15 protein-coding genes are annotated in these 21,120 nt (G+C 60.8%); 6 read left to right on the top strand and 9 right to left on the bottom strand.

Annotated features, from left to right (window positions below):
* Positions 1-72 precede the first annotated feature (72 nt).
* The gene (locus P3T18_RS07650; protein WP_429299317.1) at positions 73-1,287 is read right to left on the bottom strand and encodes a glycosyltransferase; all 1,215 of its coding nucleotides are present in this window, start codon (positions 1,285-1,287) and stop codon (positions 73-75) included.
* Positions 1,284-2,777: a hypothetical protein gene (locus tag P3T18_RS07645; protein ID WP_429299316.1), complete on the bottom strand. Its 1,494-nt coding sequence runs from the start codon at positions 2,775-2,777 to the stop codon at positions 1,284-1,286. Before P3T18_RS07645 ends, P3T18_RS07650 begins: the two co-directional genes overlap by 4 nt.
* 304 nt (positions 2,778-3,081) lie before the next feature.
* Between P3T18_RS07645 and P3T18_RS07640 the strand changes: the two genes are divergently transcribed.
* Together P3T18_RS07640 and P3T18_RS07635 are read left to right on the top strand one after the other, a co-directional pair.
* Positions 3,082-4,230, top strand: a complete 1,149-nt coding sequence (locus P3T18_RS07640; RefSeq protein ID WP_429299315.1) for an acyltransferase family protein — start codon at positions 3,082-3,084, stop codon at positions 4,228-4,230.
* 12 nt (positions 4,231-4,242) lie between these two features.
* Positions 4,243-5,487, top strand: a complete 1,245-nt coding sequence (locus P3T18_RS07635; RefSeq protein ID WP_429299314.1) for an acyltransferase family protein — start codon at positions 4,243-4,245, stop codon at positions 5,485-5,487.
* Positions 5,488-5,550: 63 nt separating this feature from the next.
* Here the strand turns inward: P3T18_RS07635 and P3T18_RS07630 are convergent, their stop codons facing one another.
* Positions 5,551-6,741: a glycosyltransferase gene (locus P3T18_RS07630; protein WP_429299313.1), complete on the bottom strand. Its 1,191-nt coding sequence runs from the start codon at positions 6,739-6,741 to the stop codon at positions 5,551-5,553.
* Between the two features lie 334 nt (positions 6,742-7,075).
* On the opposite strand from P3T18_RS07630, the gene P3T18_RS07625 reads away from it, so the two are divergent.
* Positions 7,076-8,332, top strand: coding sequence for an oligosaccharide flippase family protein (locus tag P3T18_RS07625; RefSeq protein ID WP_429299312.1), 1,257 nt, complete (start codon positions 7,076-7,078; stop codon positions 8,330-8,332).
* On the top strand, positions 8,332-9,405 hold the full coding sequence (locus P3T18_RS07620) for a glycosyltransferase (RefSeq protein WP_429300067.1): 1,074 nt from the start codon (positions 8,332-8,334) through the stop codon (positions 9,403-9,405). Before P3T18_RS07625 ends, P3T18_RS07620 begins: the two co-directional genes overlap by 1 nt.
* Positions 9,406-9,459: 54 nt before the next feature.
* Here P3T18_RS07620 and P3T18_RS07615 read toward each other — a convergent pair whose 3' ends face one another.
* Positions 9,460-10,401 (bottom strand): hypothetical protein, encoded by a 942-nt coding sequence (locus P3T18_RS07615; protein WP_429299311.1) that lies wholly within the window; start codon positions 10,399-10,401, stop codon positions 9,460-9,462.
* A 202-nt stretch (positions 10,402-10,603) separates the two neighbouring features.
* Positions 10,604-11,200 (bottom strand): hypothetical protein, encoded by a 597-nt coding sequence (locus P3T18_RS07610; protein ID WP_429300066.1) that lies wholly within the window; start codon positions 11,198-11,200, stop codon positions 10,604-10,606.
* Positions 11,201-13,030: 1,830 nt separating this feature from the next.
* Between P3T18_RS07610 and P3T18_RS07605 the strand changes: the two genes are divergently transcribed.
* Positions 13,031-14,086 carry a glycosyl hydrolase family 28-related protein gene (locus P3T18_RS07605; protein WP_429299310.1) on the top strand — a complete coding sequence of 352 codons (1,056 nt, stop codon included), beginning with the start codon at positions 13,031-13,033 and terminating at the stop codon, positions 14,084-14,086.
* A gap of 82 nt (positions 14,087-14,168) precedes the next feature.
* On the opposite strand, the gene P3T18_RS07600 is transcribed toward P3T18_RS07605, so the two are convergent.
* From P3T18_RS07600 to P3T18_RS07585, 4 genes are all read right to left on the bottom strand, one after another.
* Complete coding sequence (locus P3T18_RS07600) at positions 14,169-15,629, bottom strand: tyrosinase family protein (RefSeq protein WP_429299309.1); 1,461 nt, start codon at positions 15,627-15,629, stop codon at positions 14,169-14,171.
* Between the two features lie 207 nt (positions 15,630-15,836).
* Positions 15,837-17,009 (bottom strand): GNAT family N-acetyltransferase, encoded by a 1,173-nt coding sequence (locus P3T18_RS07595; protein WP_429299308.1) that lies wholly within the window; start codon positions 17,007-17,009, stop codon positions 15,837-15,839.
* Positions 17,010-17,049: 40 nt separating this feature from the next.
* On the bottom strand, positions 17,050-18,231 hold the full coding sequence (locus P3T18_RS07590; RefSeq protein WP_429299307.1) for a GNAT family N-acetyltransferase: 1,182 nt from the start codon (positions 18,229-18,231) through the stop codon (positions 17,050-17,052).
* A gap of 69 nt (positions 18,232-18,300) precedes the next feature.
* Entirely contained in the window at positions 18,301-19,320 is a 1,020-nt protein-coding gene (locus tag P3T18_RS07585) for a GNAT family N-acetyltransferase (RefSeq protein ID WP_429299306.1), read from the bottom strand.
* A gap of 355 nt (positions 19,321-19,675) precedes the next feature.
* Between P3T18_RS07585 and P3T18_RS07580 the strand changes: the two genes are divergently transcribed.
* Complete coding sequence (locus P3T18_RS07580) at positions 19,676-20,725, top strand: glycosyl hydrolase family 28-related protein (RefSeq protein WP_429299305.1); 1,050 nt, start codon at positions 19,676-19,678, stop codon at positions 20,723-20,725.
* The last annotated feature ends 395 nt before the right edge of the window (positions 20,726-21,120 follow it).

The following is a 21,120-nucleotide window of genomic DNA, read 5'->3' as shown; positions in this document are numbered from 1 at the left end:
GCCGCGGGATGACCGCGGCCGGTTTGTGTCGAATGTGGTGGGGGGGGCGAGTGGCCGAGTGGCGCTGTCGCGTTACCGGCTTTGTTGCGTTGCTTCGCGCAAAGGCGTGAGCGGCGTTTTGCGCATGTCGACGGCAGCGCCTTTAGATTCCAGCAACGCCGTCAGCGCCGTGACCATGGTTTCGATACGGAAGCGCGAGTGAAACGTGCGGCGTGCCTGAGCGCGCATCGCATGGCGGCCGGTGTCGTCGAGGTCGAGCCAGCGCAGCAGGCTCTTTTCCGTGCCTTCCACCGTATCGGTCGCCACCAGCCCGGCGCCGTCTTCTTCGATTTCGCGCCACACGTTGACCTTATCGGAGATCAGCGCGGGCAACCCGCAGCCCAGTGCCTCGGCGACGGCCACACCGAAATTTTCCTGATGCGACGGCAACACGAACGCATCGCTCGCGTGGAAAGCGCCCCACTTGAGGTCGCCCTGCAACATGCCCGGTAGCGTGATTCGATTGGCGATGCCGGCGGCCTGCGCCTGAGCCAGCAGACTCGGCGCCCAGCCGGTCTCGTCCGGACCCGCGATCACCAGATGCAGCGACGGATCGCGCGCGGCGACGCGCGCAAATGCTTCGATCAGCAGATCGCAGCCTTTTTTGGCATGCACGCGGCCAAGAAATAGCACGATGCGTTTGCCGGCGAGTTCGGGCAGCGCCTGCAGAAAGGTGTGGCGCACTCGTGCGGCGTCGAGTTCGGGCACCGTCGTGCCGAACGGCACGATGCGTTCTCTTGCCCGATAGAGCCAGAACGACTCACGTGCGCGCGTGCGCTCTTCCTCGGTCGTAAAGATCACGGCGCGCGCGTCGCGCAGCACGCGATATTCGGCCCATGGCCAGTACAGCCATTTCTTGAGGTGCTTGAGCGGATAGGCTTCCTTGAACCACGGATCGAGCATGCCGTGCGTGTACACGTAGTAGGGCACTTCGCTTCTGCGCAATGCCTTCCACGTGCCGTAGCCGTGGTACTGCCATAGTCCGTGCACCACGACCGCATCGAAGCGCTTCGCGTTGGCCGACAACCAGGGCGTGAGCTTCGCGTTGTAGCCGTAGCGGTTGCTGGCCGGCCCGAACGCATGCACGGGAAACGGAAATGCGGCGACATGGGCGTCGCCCGGCGTATCGCAACTCGCCACTTCGATTTCATGCCCCGCTTCCTGCATGGCCAGGCCGCTGCGGCGTACGCCTTCGACCGGGCCGCCGGTGCGTGGATCGACGCTTGCAAGAAGATGGAGTATTTTCATCGGGCGATATCCGGTCGGTCGCTGCGGTGAGCCGACGGGTTATGTGGCACGAGGGCGCCGAAATTACCGGAGCCGGACGCGGTGTTGGCCGTGCGGGACACGCCGAGCGTCCCGGCCAGATCGGCGCGGCCCATGCCGGGCTGGATTCTGCCCGGCAGGTCCGGCATCTGGGTCGGGCGAGGGCGCAGCGGCATCGGAAAGCGACGTTTGCGGGCCGGCAATGCACGCTGCAGGCGCGCATGGGTCGCTACCATCAGTCCGAGCGCGAGGCCGAAAATCAAACCGGAGAAACGCGGCCCCAGCGGGTTGCCGCCGATCGACGTGGCCGGCAAGGCGGCGAACATCATGATGGCGCGCCCGAGCACCGGCAAGAGCGGCGCGTCCGGCACGACGGAGCGCCAGTATCGGTACGAGAAGATGCAGACCACCAGCGCCAGCAGCGACGCCAGCGGCATGGCGATACCGAACACGAGACCGCCCGCGAAGAACTGATAGACCCAGAAATTGTGACCCGCAGCCCATTCGTTGATCGCGTAGAAATCTTTTTCGCTGAATTGTCCGGCGAGATCGGGCAGGTAGAGCGGCGAGTAGCGGTAGTAGTGGCCGTAACCTTCGCCGAACAGCAGACCTTCCGGCGTCGCCGTGACCTGGTCGTACTGATCGCGCATTTCCGCGAGTCGCGTGATAGTGGTCGGGTCGCGGCCGGAGGTCGCTTCTTTCGACGCGAAGATGCGCTGGCTCCAGTGTTCGGTGACGGTCGGGAACGCCACCGCGGCAATACCGCCGACACCGGCCAGCACCGCCACCACGACGATGGAACGCGCGCCGGCGCGCCAGACGTAGCGCATCGACGGCGCACACAGGGCCATTGCGAGGACGAACAGCAGGATCGTGCCGACCATCATGCTGCGCGTCACGCTCAGCAGTTCGACCACCACGCTCACGCCGAAAATGCCCACCGTCAGCCACGAATAGCGTTTGGCCACGACGAATTCATGCAGCAGCACGCCCTGCAATCCGAGCAGGGTCACGGAGAGAATACGGAAGCGCACGTCTTCGAGGTCGCCGCCGGTCGCCATACCGAACGCGAATGTGAAGAGCAGACAGATCACATTCGCGACGAACATCGCTTTTTCGAACTGCGAGATGCGGTATTCGCTCCACGGACGGCACGCCACGATGTAGCCGAGCAGGAACAGCATGAAGGGCAGGATGACGCGCAGGAAATTACCGAAGTCGTTGTCCTGAATGAACTGCGTCAGAAAGCTGCCGAACACGCACAGCAGCATGCTGATCGTGACGATCGAGCGAAGCCGGGAGCGGTCGTGAAAGCGCGGCGCGATCAGCGCGAGGCCGATGCCCGCGGCAACCACTGGAAGCACGAACACGAACTGGGCGAAGTGCCCGGTGTTGGCATCGGTGGCTTTGTAGTCCACCGCAAGCGGTAGTATGAAAATCCAGATCCAGAGCGTCGCATACTGATGGCGCATTGCTGATTCCTCCCCGTCGCCTTCGTTTCGCCGTCGGTCTATTGCAGACGGTCTAGCACGAAGCCATTGTGAGGGAATATCCCCGCTTGCCAATTTCGATCGGCGCTTTCGTCTCCGATTGCCTGGGTTCTGGCGACAGGGGAAAGACGGCTCTCTGCAAGACGCGCGCGAACCTGGCGATCTTGTCGTTCAATGCCTTGATGTTGGCGCGCACGCACGGCCTTCGCCGCCGAATATGCCATTACAGACGTGCGGGGACGTGCGGCCGAATGTGCCGCACAATTGGGGCCAAGGGGAGAACAACATGAAATTTTTCAGCGGGGCGGCACCCGCGACGGCCGGCAGGGCGATCGAGCTCGATTTCGTCCGCGGCATTGCCATCATCATGGTGATGGGTTTTCACTTTCATGCTGTTCACACCGGCAATTTCCTCATTCAGATCATCGAGTATCCCCTCAAGAATTTCGGCCGTGAAGGCGTGAATCTGTTCTTCACGCTAAGCGGCTTTCTGGTGGGCGGCCTGCTGTTGCGCCAATACGCCGAAACCGGCCACGTCGACGCACGCCGTTTCATTATTCGACGCATTTTCCGTATCTGGCCCGCGTATTACGTGCTGATCGTGTTTCACGTGCTGGCCGGGCGTCATCCGTGGAATACCTTCCTGTTCCAGAATCTGGTGCACCTGCAGAATTATCTCGGCACCTCGATTACGCAGACGTGGAGCCTCGCGGTCGAAGAACATTTCTACCTGGTTTTGCCGGCCTTGCTGCTGCTTTTCGCCCGTTGGCGCTTCGGCGTCTGGACGATCGTCGGTGTACTGAGCGGCATCTGCGTGGTGGTGCTCACGGCGCGCTGCTTCGCGGTAGCGAACGGCGATCTGCAAGGCGCATTTGCCTACACGCAATACCGGATCGACAGTCTGCTGGTGGGCGTGATTCTCTCCGCGATCTACTGGATGAAACCGGGCGTTTATCAGCGCTTTGCTAAAAACCGGCTGCTGCTGATCGGTATCGTCGCGGTGCTCTGCGCGTGGCTGGTTCTGGCTACCAAAAACATTCCGCTCGACGAAAGCATCGGTTACACGATTCAGGCCATCGGCTTTGCCGGATTGATCGTGCTCGTGCTGGAGCATTCCGGATCGTTGCGCAACTCGTTTCTTTATCGTGGCGTGGCGTGGGTCGGACTGTACTCGTACGGCATTTACCTGTGGCATTCGCTCGCACTCGCGCCGGGCGACATCATCATTCGCAAGGCGACCGCGCTGGGTCTGCCGCCGAGTGCGATCTGGATCGTCGCGCTCACGGCGCAGTTCGCGATTGCCATCGTGATCGGCTACGTGACCACTCGCGCGATCGAATATCCGTTCCTGTTGATGCGCAACGCGCTCTTCCCCGAGAAACGCAGTAGTTCGGTGCGCGAGGAAGTTCCTGTTGCCGGCGGCCAGTTGTCCTGATTGCACTGACCCGTGCGGCCGGCCCTCACTCTCTTCGCACGCTTTGCCGGGCTGTCCACCGGCGTGGCCGAGCGTGCCCCCGACAACCGCATCGCCGTGCTCGATGCGGCGCGCGCGTTCGCCATTGTCGGCGTCATAGCGGTCCATCTCGGACTATGGATGCCGGCGTTGCCGCCGTGGCTCAACGTCGTGTCCGAACTCGGGCAGTACGGCGTGCAGCTCTTTTTCGTCATCAGCGCGGTGACGGTCAGCTATACGCTCGAAGCGGACGAGCGCCGCTACGGTGCGTCGTTGCAGATCGTGGCGCGTCGCTTCTACATCAAACGGTTCGTGCGGATTGCGCCGCTGTATTACGCGGCAATCGTCGTGTACGGCGTGCTGGACTACCTCGCGCATCTCGCGCATGGACAGATCACGCTGCAGCACCATGCTTCCGACGTCATGGCGAATCTACTGTTCATTCATGGCTGGTTGCCTACGTCGATCAACAGCGTGGTGCCGGGCGGCTGGTCGATCGGCGTCGAGATGAGTTTTTATGCGCTCGCGCCATTCGTTCTCTATGCCAGCAGAACTGCGCGCGGACTCTGGATGACGGGGCTGCTGATGCTCATTTGCGGCGCGTCCATTGCGGTCATGGGGGCGTGTTCCGCTGGCGTGCAGTGTCATATCGAGAACAACGAGTTTTTCTATTTCTGGCTGCCGGTGCAGGTGCCGTGCTTCGTGTTCGGTTTGTGGCTTGCGCGTTTCGGCATGCCGCTGCTGACAGGCAGCCGGCGATTACCGTGGCGCGCGCTGCTTGCGTTGGTGCTGGCGGGCTTCGCGTGTCTCACGCTGGTCTACGAGTTCGGCGCGGGGGCGGAGCTGGCGCACGGGCTCGCACCGAGCGCAGCAGGTCTCGCTGCGGTCTGCATGCTGATCGTCGCTTCGCATCTGCCGGTGCGCTGGCTGAAGGCGCCGCTGGTGGCGAGCTTCGGGCAGCAAAGCTATGGCGTCTACTTGTGGAGTGCGGCGGCGGTCGCGCTCGTGCGCGCCTTGCTGAAAACGCCGGTCGGGACAGCGCTCAAGCACTTTCCGACGCTGGGCTTTCTGTTTGCGCTCGCGCTGGTGAGCGCGTTGTCGTACGCGGCCGCTTTGGTGACGACACGCTGGATCGACCGGCCGTGCGGTGCGTGGGCGAGGCGTTTGCTGCTCGCGCATGGCACGCAGGATGCGCGACGCCACCCCGCGCCAGGCGCGGGAGGCGAACCGGTGGAATAAGTAGGAGATGACGCCGCGTGAAGCGGCGTCGACGTCTTGCCGAATAACCGATGACGCCTCGCGTCAGGCCATCTGCTGAAGCAGAGTCTGCTTGAATTGCCCGAGCGTATGACGAGACAGCAAATCTTCGCGCTCGGCGGGTATCGCATGATCTTCGTGCGGCCACGAGGTCATGGTTTCGGTGATCGCGCGGCCGATCGAGGCCGAACTGAGATCGCTCAGAATCGGACCCAGTTCGCAGCGCCGGCTGAACCAGCCGATCAAACCGTCTTCCGTTGCGATCACGGGCTTGTCGAATCGATAGGCCTGCACCAGCACGCCGCTCATGCCGTAGTGACCCTTGTAGCCGAGCCAGACGGCGTCGCAGGCGGAGAAGAGATCGCGTTCGATTTCGTTCGAGATGAACGAGTCGAGTATCAACGGCGACGGCTGGACGCTGCGCACATGGTTGCGCATGAAATGACGCGTGCCGGCATCCTGTTCGCCCGCCACGATTAACGTAGGCGCATGCTCCATTCGCGATAGTGCGTGGACCAGTTCATAGATGCCCTTACGTTCGGTAATTGCTCCGTACACCAGAAGATAGCGCTGATCCGGATCGAGACCGAGGCGCTCGCGCGCGAGCGCGGGATTCTCCGCGCGTTCGTCCGGGAACGGATCGGCCACATACTCGACCTTCGCGCTGCCTTTGGACAGATTATGGCTGGCCCACTCCGGCAAGGTCGGGTCGATGGTCAGCAGTGTGCGCAGTCCGTTCGTGCGAACCGCGCGCTTGAAGAGCAGCGCCTTGATCGCATTCACGACCGGACGATCCGGCGCCTTGATCCCGACCTTGTGATGGTGGAACGTGGCGCGCATCGTAATGCCGATCCACGGCGTCTTGCCGAACGGCGAGCCGAGAAAGGGCAATGAATAAAAGAAGTAGTCGACATAGGGCACGACCACGAGACGGATCGGCTGCGCGTGCTTCAGCACCTTGGCGACGCGTTTGAAGTAGCGATGAAACCGCCAGTACTCGTTGGGGTCGCGCATCAGGCCGCGCGGACGCTCCTCCGGATCGACGAACGCGATCTGCATGTCCGGCCGGTTCGCCGCCATGATCTGCCTCGGCAGACGATGATCTTCGTTGGCGGATTCGGTCGCGAGAATGCAGGGATAGCCGGCCTCCGCGCAGGCCTGCATGGTCCACTCGACATAGCGCCAGCGATGGCCCGTCAGGTTAGGTTCCACAATCAGTACGTAAGGTTGTTGCATCGCGTAGGTGTCGTAGTGGTTGTGGAAAAGCCCCTGTTTTCAGGGCGTGCCGGATCGCTGACTGAACAACGTTAGCATCGTCGGCAGGGGTGAATTCGTCTATTTGATTCGTTCTGTGGGTAAACGTACTAGAGCGCAATGGCTTAGGCCGAGATGGCCTGGGTGATGGCGGTTGTCGCCGATTCTCTCGCGGTATGGTCGTGCCTAGAGTTCGATGAGAAACCTTGCCGGCGTCGCTGGCTACCTTACTAATTATTCGCCGGCGGCACACGCAGCGATCCGACAAATCGGCGCGTGGCCAGTGCTACGGCGTTCCAACTCGACGGAGTACAGCTTGCGGGCGATCAGGCTTCCGGCGCTTTCGATAGCGTCCAGCTTCGGCGCGAGTGCGGCAACGTGGGTGCTGCTGCAGCAGTTCGCCGTGCGTGGACTCGTGGCGATCAAGTTTCTTGCGATTGGGCGCATGCTCGGACCGGCAGCGATCGGCAGCGTGAGTGTTGCGCTGCTGGCGGTGTCGATCGCCGAGGCGTTGTCCGATACCGGCCTCGCGCAGGCTGTCATACAGGGCGAACATGCGCCGACGCGCTCGCAACTCGGCGCGGTCTGGACGACGCTCACGGCGCGCGGCGTGCTGATCTCGCTGCTGCTGGTGGCGTTCGCGCCGCTTCTGAGCAGCCAGTTCCATCTCGACGGCTCGCTCGTCCTGATCCAGCTGGCCGCGACCCTGCCCTTATTGCGCGGGCTGGCGTCGCCCACTTATTACCTCGTGCAGCGCGAAAGGCGCTTTCAGCACATTGCCGGTGTGGAAGTCGCGGCGGCTTTTGTCGATTGCTCGGTGGGACTCGCGCTCGCGTATTTCGGCGCCGGTGCGATTTCAGTGCTGATCGGTCTCGTGGCAGGTGAGACGCTGAAGAGTTCGCTGACGTGGGCCACCATGAGCCCGCGTCCGCCGCTGCGTCCGGTGTGGAGCGGCATCGGTCAGTACGTCGGTTTTAGCCGCTGGATCTGGGCGAGCAGCGTCATCAATCTGCTGCTCAACCAGTTCGACAAGGTGGTGGTGGGCAAACTGCTGGGGCCGGCGCAACTCGGTGGCTACCAGATGTCGTCGCGGCTCGCGCAGATGTTGCTGGCCGATGCGGCGATCGCGATGTCGCAATACCTGTTTCCGACCTTCGCCGCGCATCACCGGCGCAATCCGCAAGCGGCCTCGCGACTCATCAAGATCTATCTGCTGGCGATTGCGGTCGGTCTTGCGGTGTTCGTCGAAATTCTGCGGCTCGTCGCCGAGCCGTTGTTCTCACTGGTACTCGGCGCGGCCTGGCTGCCGGCCGTGCCGCTCTTCAGGATTCTGGTGATCAACATGGCGATCGGCGCGCTGATCGCGGTACTCGTCGCCTATCTGCGCGCGGTGGGCGACGCCAAGGCGACCGTGCATGCTTCGTTGATCCAGGTCGTCGTGTTGCTCGCAAGCGTGCCCGCCGCCGTGCACTGGTGGGGGGTGACGGGCATTGCGTGGTCGATGACGCTGGGCCTTGGCTGCGCCGCGGCGTGGATGCTGTTCCGTACGCTGACTGCAAGGACTACTTCGTGATGCGTGTCTTTCACCTCGTTCTGGCGCCGCGTTTATCCGGCGCCGAAGTTCTCGCCAAGGATCTCGCCATCGATCAACGAGCCGACGGCATGGCGGTATGCATCGCCTCGCTGATGCCGGTACATGACGAATTCGTGCCGCTGCAGGACGAGTTGCAGCAGCATGGCGTGGAGTGTTTGTTTGCTTCGCGGCGGCATCGCGCGCCCGGCAAGCTGTGGAATCTGTTCAAGGCGGTTCGGCGATTCCGGCCCGACGTGATTTTTGCGCACGCAACCATTCCTTCGTTCTACGCGCGCGCGTTGCCGTTGCGCGTGCCGGTCGTCTACGTGATGCATTCGGCGACCAACGATTTCGAGCGGCCGCTGTTCCGGCATGTCGAGCATATTCTGTCGGGCCGCGCGCGCGCGGTGATCGGCGTTTCGCAGCAAGGTGTGACGGATTACGCGCAAGCCATTGGGCCGCATCCGTCCATGACGGTCGTGCCGAACGGCGTCGATCTCGCGCGCTTTTCATTCACGGACGGCGTGGGCCATGACGGCGACGTGCCGCAAGTCGTGCAGATCGGGCGCTACGCTTCGGTAAAGAATCAGTTGCTCACCGTGCGTGCCTTCAGCAAAGTGCTGGCGCGAGTGAAGGACGCGCGTCTCGTTTTATACGGCGTGGTGGAAGATCCCGACTATCAGCATGCGGTCGTCTCGCTCGTCGAAGAACTTGGGCTTGCCGATCGTGTCGTGGTGGCCGGTCCGCGCACGGATGTCGCGACCGTGTTGTCGGAGTCGAACGTGTTCGTCATGCCGTCGCGCTCCGAGGCGCATAGCGTGGCGTTTCTCGAAGCGTTGGCGTCGGGCATTCCGATCGTCGCGAGCAAGATTCCATCGTTCGCATTCGCGAACGGTTTCCCCGGCGTTCAACTCGTCGATACCGACGACGTGCAGTGTTACGCGGATGCGGTGGTGGTGGCCTTGAGCCAGGCGCGCGCCCGACGCTCGCTGGCCGGTCTGACGCTGAGCGACACGGCGGCGCGTTATCGGGCGATTGCCCAGCAGGTCTGCATGGCGGTGCCGGCGCGTTGATCGACGTGGTACTGCGGTGGTACTGCGCGCTCAGCGTTCTTAATGCCCCGTGCTTTAGTGATGACTCATCGACGGATGATCGTCAGGCGTGATTGCCGGCGTTTCCGGCTCCTGCGTCCATGCACTCGCGAGTTCCGATTCGCGCGTCGCCAATGTGACGAGCCGCTGAGCTTCCTTGCTACTCGAATCGATTTGCAGCGCACTGCCTGCGTTCTGCGATACGCAGTTCCAGCGCGCGATATAGCCGCATCCGCGCGCGAGGCTCAATAGCGCGTCGCGCTGTTGCTCGCGTTGCGTGAGCGACGCGCGCAGATTCAACGCGTCGCGGTTATCGGGCTGCGCGGCGATGGCGGCGGCGAGCCGCGCCTTCGTCGCCGAGAGATTGTTCTGCTGCAGATTCGCACGTGCGGCGCGCAATTGCCGCGCGGAGTCGGCGCGTGCTTTGTCCAGCTGGCTGGGCGGCGGGTTCGGCGTATTGCGTTGCGCTTGCGCGGATAAGGGCGCGGCGGACGCCAGCGCTGCCACGCGGCGCGCGGGCGGTGCAGCCGCCACGGCAACCGGTGCCGGCGCCGGTGTCGGCACAGAGCGAACGGGCGGCGGTTTGACAGACGCAACGACGCGCGGTGGCGCGACCGGCCGCGCAGGCGCCGGGCGCTGCGCAACGACGAGAGGCTGTTTCGGGTTCTGGGTCTGGACTTTGCCGGAGACGGCGATTGGCGTACCGACGGCGGAGTCGTCGCTATGAATGAAGCCGAGATACACCGCCGACACCACCACGACCACCGACGCCCCGAGTGCCACCGGATGGCGCAGCTTCTGCGTGCGCGGCAATGTCTCGAGTTCGGGCTCGGGGGCCAGGTAGGATGGATCGGTCAACGCTCTCGAAGACGAACCCCATACTTTCGCGGGCAATTGCGTCTTCACCACCGGCGTCTTCACCACGGCAGGCGTGTGACTCAGCGGCACCTTGAGTTGCGAGCCCGGCGGTCGCTGCATGCCGAAAGTTTCGACGGGCCGCACGCTGCAGCGGGCGCAGGGCGTAAAGCGGCCGACTAGCGGGCCACCGCAGTGCCTGCATCGCAATGGATCATATCGGTCTGTATCGAAGTCGCTAAGCATCGCCGTGTCGCAAAGGGGCGTCGAATGCCGGCGCCACAATCAGAGAAAACACGCGCGGCAACGAGGCTTGCAACCGGAGTTACTGCGTGACGACGTAACCCCGCGATTGCATGCACGCGCCATACGCGGCCCAGTACTGAGTCATTGGCGGCTCGGGGGCCGGCAGCGGAGGCAGCTTCACGTCCGACCCTGCGGTCGTCTGTGCGTCGCTGGCCGCCACCGTTCCCGAGGCGCCGATGTCCGCAGTCGTGGCCGATGCCGCCGCGGATGTTGTCGGTGAACTTGCCGCCGTAGCGGTCGCTGTCTTCGTGCCGGGCTTGCCCGGTTTGCCCGTTGCGTCGGTTGCAGCCGGAGCGCTGGCGCCAGCCGCGGTTGCCGCTACAGGCATGCTCGCGCCACCGGTCGGTGTGGCGGAAAAACTGCTGGGAGGCAAGGGCGGCCGCGACGGCGTGCCGGTCGACGAAGTTTTCGTCGCGGCCGGTTTGCGAGGCGGCAGTTGCGATTCGCGAGCGATATTGACCTTGGTCTGCTTGCTCGCCGCGGCATAGCACAGCGCAGTGTCGACGCTGCGCTGATACGCACTCTGACTTCGAACTGGATAGGTCAGCGGCTGCCATGCAAGGGCAGCACTGCTAAAGACCAACAACGTTAATACGGTATATGTTTTAAATACCATCGCAGTCGCTCCCGCAGCGATGTTTCGCCATTTACAGGCAGGCAGTGGCACTTTCGCGGTCCGTTTTCATCGTTGCTGACATGCCGCAAGACAGCGGCTCATTTCCGCGAAGGCTGCCTCTTTAGCGTAACACCGTGCTTTGCGGATCGAATGGCTTCAATAGCGCACGAAAACGCCATCGTGCAGGTCATACACGACATGGCGATAAGAAACGATAGAAATTGGGCGAAAAACTAAGGGTTAATCCTTGCGTGAACTGTCGTATCGACAAGACAGCGAGTAATTCGATTCCGTGCGCAATCAGACTGAAAAACTTAAAAGCAATGCACGCAGGCGTAATTGCATCCGACTGGAATTCACGGCGAATCACATCCGTATTCGTCATTGGCTTTATTGGAGCGAATGGCGGCCGGCTTCTTTTTATAGCGGAAATGCGCGCTTTTTTTTGTGCGATGCAGCGTAACTCGACGCTGTGAAACGATCATCACGTGACAGGAAGGCGGCTTCCAAACGACCGTCGGGCTACCTCAGCATGATGCGGACTTTGCCGTCGAACCGAGTCATTACTCGCGTCGCGAGCAAACATGTCACAAAGTGTAACTGTGCTCGCCAAATCGTTGTTGCGAGTAATTTCGACGTGCCGATGTGATGGAAGCTTCGGATTGTTTTTCTGTCCTGAACAAAACGCGAACGCTAAGACAGGTCGAAGTGACCGAACATGCGTTTTTGTGGGGTCGAAGTCGGTAAGTTTCCGGGCGTCTAGCCCTCATACCGGAACTCTTACGTGAAATTTTCTGCAACATTTGGAGATGGCAGAAACAATCGTGCTTTTTGGCGCGTTTTGGCTATTAAGTATTTGATTCACAGTGCATTTTTGGTACGATTCACCCCGTTGCCTAGCCGGGAAGGAATATTTTTTCCGGCAGAAGCGCTGGCAGCCTTTACAGGCAAACGTTTGCGAGTTTTGTCGCCTTGTCAGGATTCTTCCAGGCCTGGTGATGAGCTAACAAACCGCCTACGAGTACTTTTTTGTCTGATCAATGGGCTATCCCGTTGCAAAGGATAGTTTCGCCGCTACTCTGGCCGCTTTCAACCGGCCACTCAAGCCACGGTGATTTCAATTGAAATCTTCCGGAGAAATGGAGGAATTGCGCGAAGTACTTTTGCTAGTTTAGGAGTACGAATAGAAAGGCGATTCGCATATGCGGAATGTTTCCAATTCCAGTACGGGGAAACCTGATGCTTAGGCTGCGTCGTCGTTCGAAAGTGGATAAGGCAATGGGTCTTTCGATACCCGATTTATTCTGATATCGGCGGCATCCGTGCAAATGCTTCTCGTGGCTTGAGAAGCGTCCACCGAAATTCAACTCCGTATGGTCCGGTTTTCGACTGCAAATGCGTGAATGGTTTGCATGGTGTTTGAGTCAGCCCGTCGATGCCGACCGTTACCCATCCGGGTCAAGTCCGCCACGGCTACCAGCCGGCCGCACCGCACCAGCCTGGCTGAGGCGTGAAGGCGTTCGTCTGGAGCAGGTCCGGCCATGTGCCGGCACTTCGTGACCGGGTGTTTCGGTAGTCAATTTGCGAATGCGGTCAACGCGTTCGAAGCAGTGTCGACAATTCGCGCAGGGCACGAGGCAGGTCTCACGCGTTTCGCGTGCAACTCCTGTGGCGCAGCTATGGGCTCGCGGAAACCGAATTAACCGGATGTATCGAGGAAGCCTTTTTTAACTATATGGAATCGTCAATCGCATTTCTATTATGCTAATTAATTTTCTAAAGTCACTACGTAGCAAAACGTCTCGTTCATTCAAAAAATCGCATTCGAGCATGCTGGTTCTGACCGCGGCTGCGGTCTGCGGCATTGCGCTGAGCGCATGCGGTGGCGGCGGCGACTCCGGTTCGGACGCGGCAGCCGTTGCTAACCGTCAGCATCGCCCGACGACCAGCACGCCTTCGACGCCGTCTACTCCGGCCACGTCCACCCCGACTTCGAGCTCGCCGTTCACGGCGCCGACTCTGGTCAATCCGGTTAGCCCGCTGCAATACGGCGCGAAATGCGACGGCGTGACCGACGACTCCGCCGCCTTCCAGGCCGCAGTCAACGTGAGCGACGTGAAGGTTCCGGCCAGCACGTGCGTGATCAACAAGCCGGTCGCCATCACGGTGAGCTACCGTCACATCGAATGCACCCCGGGCGCGGTTCTGAAGCACACGAATCCGTATGCCGGCAACATGTTCAACGTCTACTCGCCGTCGGGCGGCACGCTGACCGGCGACAGTATCGTCAACTGCTCGTTCCTCGGTTCGAACACGGTTGCGCCGCAGTACTACGGCAATGACAACCGTCACTGGGACATTCCCGTGCAAACGCAAGACCGCGTCAGTAACTTCATGCTCGCCGGCAACACGTTCGCACAGTTCTTCGGCCAGTCGAGCTTCCAGACGTATGGCGCGACCGACGGCGGCAGCGGTGACGTGATCGAATACAACACGTTCAAGAGCTGCGGTTACTACGGTCCGGCATTCGATGCGCACACGAACGGCTACATGGGTCACAACACGCTGATCGATTGCGCAATGGGCGTGGAAAACGACAATGCGAGCCAGAAGTCCGGCGGCAACATCATCGAGTACAACACGCTGACGGCCGTGCACGGTTACGGCGCACCGGATATGGGCGACGCGGTCATGCTGACGGGTGGTATTGCCGGCAACGCGAATTACTCGACGAACATCGTGCGTAACAACACGGTGTCGGGCGTAAGCGATTCGGGTTCTTTCCAGCGTGCAGGTTTGCCTAGCGCAATCTGGCAACGCTCGCCGGCTGGCGCAGCGCAGTACGAAAACAATACCTGCGGTTCGGGTTGCGCAACGTACAAGTAATTGCGCAAGCAATAGAAGTAACAGTAGTTACCCTGGCGCACCACTCGCTGTATTCAGCGCGTGGTGCGCTTTTTTTTGAGGATCAGGGTCCGTCGGTCGACAATTCGATTCGCATTTCGCCGACATTGATCACCGGTCCTTTAGGCGAATTCTTGCCGTTGACGCGCACTAGCGAGATCACGACTTCGCTCATATCGGTCAGGCCGAGATTGCGGAATACATCCGAAGCGGGCAAAACCAATACGCCACCGTTGTGATGCAAGGCCGCCGATATTTCGAATGCGCCTATCGTACCGGCGAAATGCGCCTGTCGATCCGCATCGGAATCACCCGCAGCCGGCAGATTGACGTACACGTTATAGAAGTACCCGCCGCCTTTTCCCAGATCCGTCACCGTCACGTTGTCCAGCACGATATGCGGATATTTGAACGTCGCGGTAGTCGCGGCACTATTGCTTTGCGCGTTCGGCGCAATTGCACTCGCGGCCGATGCGGCCATTGCTGCATTCGCCGCCATGGCGTCGCGCAATGAAGACGTGGACGATGCCTGCCAGGGCAAACGCGCACTGAAGGACTTCTCGTCGAAAGTCACATTGGCTACGCCACCGAGCGAGCGTCGATTATTCGTGATGGCACGTGCCTGCGTGGCGGCGAAATTGGCGAGTGGGGGACGTGACACGATAGGGTTGATTTGCGCTTGCACGCGAATGATGTGACCTTCCTGCGCGTTCGGCGGCAGGGCGGTGGGCAACGTCTGCTTCGAGTACTGGTAGTTCAGCAACGACGGCATATAGGTTTGCGACTTCGCAATCGTCAGACCCGTGGCATAGGTGAATGTCCCTGACCAGTATGGATCGTTCGGCGCCGGCAGAATGGTTTGCGGCTGCATCGCCCACGCGTCCCAGAGACGATCTACGTTTGCATGGTGCAGATAGAAAATTGGATCGGTGGGCGACGTCATGTCCGCCATCCATCCACCGATGATGTCGTGCACCGGATTGTGCGGCGCAGATTCAAACGATGCTTCATAAGAATTCGCCGTGCCGCGCTGCATGTTGATCACGTTCGCGGCGAAGGGCGCGAGCGTGAGCGCGGCATAGACGTCGGTATTGACGCGTCCCGTTACGTATAGCGGATTGCCGCGCGCCGAGTCGGTGAATTCGCTCGGAATATTGGGGTTGGCGTAATAGTCCCAATACGGCAGACAAAGCGAATTGTCGCCCGACACCGCACGCAACTGCTGTTCGAAATAGTAGAGATAGCCTCTATGCCACGCGAGGAAGTACGGCACCATGTGCGGGCAGTAATTGAGGTGAACATTGACCCAATACGTCCACGATGTTTTCTTCTTCGCATCGGTCACCGCCTTCATCGACTTCACTGCATTCAGGAAAGACGCGTATTGCGGTGTCGTTTTGAAGACCTGCCATTCGAGTCGAGTCGGCGTTCCCGCGCTCATGGCCGGAAGAGGAAGCGACATCATGGCCGCCGCCGAGGCCGAACTCTTCAGGAAAGTCCGCCGGTTGAAGTTCCTTTTTAACATTCGTGTACTCCTCGAGTCTTGTAGATCGGACAGAGTTAACAGCGCCGGAGTCGATCGGTGCAGTTCGTTGGCTCGAAGCCTTGAATGGCTTGCCGGACAGCGAATCGTTATCCATTGACTATAGTTGCGCCTTCCCAAAACTTACGGCGCTATCCGGCGGCAATGTGGGGCATCGCACATTGCGCAAACGTTGTCGTTCGACGTTCTTCAGACCTGAAGAGGGGTTTGTGGTGTCTCACCGCTCGCTTGCGGAGCGTCTTCGTTTTTCTCATTCTGCTCGCTGCGTAATCGCCGCACTGCATCACGCGTAGCGCCAAGCGTTGCTTTTATTTTGCAGCCGGCCAGGCCCCATGCAGTTTGCGCCAGTCGCACATTGACGGTTTCGTATGACTCGCCTCGACTCCAGAAACACTTGTACTGTTGAAGACCTGGGCCGAAGTCGAAATCGAGTCGATGGTCGAATGCCCACTTCACGCAGTAGTCGACGAGCGCGGTGCCCGGAGAGAGCTTCGAGTACGCGGCGTCGTAGGTGTTCATGAACAGATCGAAGCAGTGGCCTGCAATCGCGGCCAGTGCAATCGCAAGAGGATGTCCGTTAAGGGTTAATACGAAGAAGCGGAACGGCAACGCATGCCCTGGCGGCGCTTTGAGTTGCGCGAGCAGAAAGTCGCGCGTTTGCGGGGCGAAAATGGATGGGCTGTTCAGATCGTTGCGTCTCGCCCATTCGCGCTTGTGAGTCAGCAGCCAATCGACGAAATGTTCAGCGCGGTCGTCGTTCGCTTCGACAATCTCGACTTCCACTTTGCCGCGATTGCTCAGGCGCCGGGCAAGGTACTCGGGCGACGTATTCGACCGCCCGCCGCACGAGCGACGGAACTCGTCCCAATCGGTGTACTGGCGAAGCGGCACGAAGGGCGTCAATTCCTGCGATGCATTGACGATCCGCCCATTGGCAACGGCATTCAGATGAAGTAACGAGCCGGCGCGTACGCGGCGCAATTCGACAACGTCAGCGCGCGTGGATTTAAGCATGGCGCGCCACGTCGCATTGAAAAGGTCGACGGCGTCGGGGCCCGGTTCGACCAGTACGCCGTTGGGCGAGCCGTTATCGGGCGCAAGCGGCTTCACGAACTTCCACAGCAGATTCCGATGAATAACGAACGGAAGAAGTGCCACCAGCCGACCGCTCTTGCGTCCCGCCACGCAATGAAGTTTTCCGCCAGGCGCGGCGACGCCAGTTGTCCAGCTCGCCATGCAGAAGCGGAAACTCTGATAGCACTCGCCGTGGGCCGTGTGCCACAAGGCGTCCCATTCGGGTTGAAGCGCCTGCATGGCGTCGATATCTTCGACGATCTGAAATTCGACGGCCTCTGCTTTCATGATTCCCTCGCCGCGCGAGCGACTGAGCAATGATGTTTGTTCAAGGCTGTGGCGGCGAAGCAGTGCCGACCTCGGGCATGCCGACCGGCGAGTTGTGCGCCACGCTTGCATCGTCTTGCTGACGTGGCGCGCGCGATTTGCGCGAAGCGTCGAGCAGCTTTCGAGCAGCGTCCTTCGCAGCGAAATAGAAACGCCCCGAGAGACTATTGGCAATCTGCACGCTCGGGCTCTCGATGACGTTGCCTCGACTCCAGTACGCCTTGAAGCTCTCGGTGCCGATGCCGAAATCGATGTCCATCTTCCGGTCGGCGCACCATTTGATAACGAACTCGTTCAGGATCGTGCCCGGACTGTACTTCGAGTACTCGAGGCCGAACGAGCCGATCAGATAGTAATGGCACGACGACCCAACGCCGAGCGTCGAAGCGGCAATCACGTTGCCGTCCAGCACAACTGCGAAAAGCCGCAGAAACGGCCCACCGTCTTGCGGATTAGCGAGACCGACGAGAAAGTCGCGATAGCCGGGCGCATACAACCACGGTCCGCGTTTATCCACACGTTCGGCCCAGTCGCGTTTCTTGTCGAGAATCCAGTCGATCCACTTCGCGGGATCTTCGACGCTGAAGTCCACCTCGCGTATTTCCATCTTGCCGACGCGTCCCAGGCGCCGCTCGCGTACGCCGCGTGCGTGTCCCATTTCCTTGCAGAGCGCGATCCACTCCGGGGCGTCGTGCAAAATCGCTTTCGACGACACGTCGAAACGCTTGTGCATGAATCCCTTGTGGTCGAATGCGAGGCGCGAAAGCGTTTCGTCGTTGCGAAGGAACGGGAGAAACATGACGTCCGCGCCGCATGCATGCGTGGCCGCGTGCCACGCGGCATGAATAGCGCCAGGCCCAACGTCCGGCCCGCGTGCGGAAGCAGCGGTGAGCATGCTCGTCTGTTCCACCGTGCCGGGCGTCAGCGGTTCGACGAATGTCCAGACAACGCGCCGGTAGGAGACCAGTGGCCACACCAGCACCAGTTCGCCGTTCTCGCGACACGTAATGCATTTGAGCGTGCGCCCACGCTGTTTCTGCACATGCTCCCAACTTAGCCAGCAGGTGCGAAAGGCCTGGTTGTGGTGGCCGCCAGCCGACTGCCACAGTGCGTCCCATTCCGGCCTGAGCGCGGCAAATTCATCGGCGCTCGTGATTACGCGTGTTTGCAGCTTGGCGTCCATCGTCGTTCGATTTCCGGTGAATCCAGTTAAATGAGTCGCTGTGAGCAGCGTCCATCGAGCCGGCTCATGTCAACGACCGCGGGTCGCAAAGCGTCGGATGGCACGCACGGTGGCGTAATCGAAGCGGCTGCGCTCGACGGTCAGCCGCTGCGCCGGCGTGCCGCCAAAGCCGCTCAGGAACGTCAGAATCTGCATGTTCGGTATGCCGTCGAAGTCGAACGTGAGATTGCGCTCGCGAGCCAGTTGAAGCGCGCGCCAGAGCAGCAGTGCGACGCAGCCCGAGTGTGCGCGTGCCGATCGCGTCGACAGCAGGTAATACAGCGTGGAGTTGTCCCACACGAGCGTCACCGCCGCGCTGAGCGTGCGCGCATCGGAGAAGGCGCCGAGCACGATGCCGGCTTTGCGGCGAATCACTTCGCCGACCAGACGCCGCATCAATTGCGACCCATAGACATTGCGGCGATTACGTTCCGCGAGATTGACGTCGTAGAAATCGACGAACTCTGCTGCACTCACGATCTCCGACACCATCACGCGTTCTTCGGCGCGGCGGATCAGGTTGCGCGTATTCGGCCGCATTTGCTGCCAGACGTCCTGCTCGGTGCGATGGGGCGGCACGGTGAGCGTGAAGCTCGTGGAGATGGAGAAATCGTGCAGCGCAAAAGCGATGGCCTCACCAATGCGCGTGTCGAGCGTCTGCTCGAACAGCACACAGCGCGGCAATTTCGAAATCAGTTCGGCCGTCAGCTGGATCTGATAGCGCCAGTCCTGCTCGGATTGCACTTTGGGCGGCTTGATGATGGGGCCGAGTGTGCGAGTGAGCGGCGGTTGCGTGGAAAGCAGCCACGGGCCTTTCCGGTGCAGCATATAGGGCATTTCCGCGACAACTTCGTCGCCGTCCTTGACGATTGCCGAGTCCCAGGAGCCGCCTGCGGTGATGTCGAGCCACCACGGCTCGTGGAAGACCGAGCGCTCGCTCAGCCCCTGCGGGCGCTGGGCGACAGCCGGCTTTGCCATGCCCTGGGGCGGCGCGACGCCCGCTGGGGCGACACCAGCCTTCAGGCTCAGCGGGAGTAAAGACTTTTCCATCTGCACCCCTATTCGTCGTGCGGGTTTGGCACACTGCGGCCCAGCGTGCCGGGATGTCTCGTGGCGGGGCTCGGCGCACCGCGTATGGGCAAGCAATGAAGCAGAATGTCTCAGCATCGAAAACGTATCGAAAGATTTGGTAAGAGAAAGTACGTCGCCGCACATTTCCCGACGTTGTCCTGACAACGGTGCGCAAACGAGGTCGCTCGCGCACTCGCCGGACGGCCGGATTGGAGTTCGCAGGCTTCCTGCCGTACTATCGTCGTCGGCTGATCGGCACAGCCTTTGTGCAACCGTTCGAAGCGCCATGCTTCTCCTCCCGTCATCCGCGAATCGATAGCTCGGGTTAACCTCGATGAAGATTGCTTGCTGGCTGTCAAACCTGGTGCTGATCTGCCTGCTTGGGCTGCTGTCATGGCGTTTTCTCAGCGACCACAGCGATCCACCCATCAGCCCGGCCGCTGAAAAGGGAATCGCCAGCGCGCCGGCCGTGATCGATCGGACCTCGCGCGTGGAAAAGACGATCGTCGCGCCCACGCTTGTCAAACCGGGAAATCCGCTGACGTTCGGCGCGAAATGCGATGGCGTGACCGACGACTCGGCCGCATTTCAGGCTGCGCTGAATGCCGGCGACGTGCTGGTGCCGGCCAGGACTTGCGTCATCGACCACACGGTTCAGATCACCGTGAGCAACCGGCATCTGGCATGCGAGCCGGGCGCCACGCTCAGGCAAACCAATCCGTACGAACAGCGTATGTTCGAAATCGTCTCGCTCGACGAAGGCACACTGAGCGGCGACAGCATCGCAAATTGCGTGTTCGTCGGCGCCAACACGGCTGCACCGCGCTATTTCGACGGCGACGCGCGCCACTACAACATCCCGGTGCAAACGCAGGACAGGGTCAGCAACTTCATGTTGATCGGCAATACCTTCAGCCGCTTTTTCGGCCAGGCCATGTTTCAGACCTATGGCCGCGTGGACGGCGGCAGCGGCGACGTTATCGCCTATAACCGTTTCGAGAGCTGCGGCTACTACGGCGCGGCACTCGTTGCGCACCGCAACGGGTACATCGGCCACAACGTACTCGTCGACTGCGCGCTCGGCGTCGAGAACGACGCGCCCTCGCAAATGAGCGGCGGTAACGTCATCGAGTACAACCATCTGAGCGTCGTGCATGGCTATGGCGCGCCGGACATGAAAGCGTCTGCCATGCTCACAGGAGGGACCGCCGGCGGTGCCGATTACTCCGGCAATGTCGTGCGCTACAACACAGTGTCGGGCCGTTCCCAACGCAAACAGGACAGCGGCTCCGGTTTGCCGAGTTTCATCTGGCAAAAGGCGAGCGGGGGCGCTGCGCAGTACTTGCAGAATACGTGTGTGGATGGATGCGAAGTGATCCAATAAAGTACATCTGCGCACCGCGTTGAGTGGGCGCGCAGTTCGTCTTGCACGCAATGCGAGCAGGGACCGGTTCGCGTTTCGTACTTCGATGATCATGCGTGGGCGCTATAATTTAATCGGACGTATTTCGCCCCATTGTTGGCACACTTATTGCGCCACTCAATACACGAATCCGGCAACCTGCGACCATTCCGGGATCCTGGGTCTATGCCGCACGTCATTCGCGTTTCAACACAATGGAAATCATAAGAACCATCGGCACGGTTGTTTTTATTCTCGTGGTAGGTCTTGGCTTGATTGCTGTTGTCGACGTGTTGTTCGGCAAGGTCTCGGGTCGCGGCAGTTACCTGGGCAGAAACGCGCGCGCACGCAGAGCCTCGCGTACCCAGCAGGACGTT

Source organism: Paraburkholderia sp. GAS199, from assembly GCF_050436585.1.
In the GTDB taxonomy this organism is placed as follows: Bacteria; Pseudomonadota; Gammaproteobacteria; order Burkholderiales; family Burkholderiaceae; genus Paraburkholderia.
Note: the sequence above shows the minus strand (reverse complement) of the source record. Positions and strands in the feature narration are given on the sequence as shown.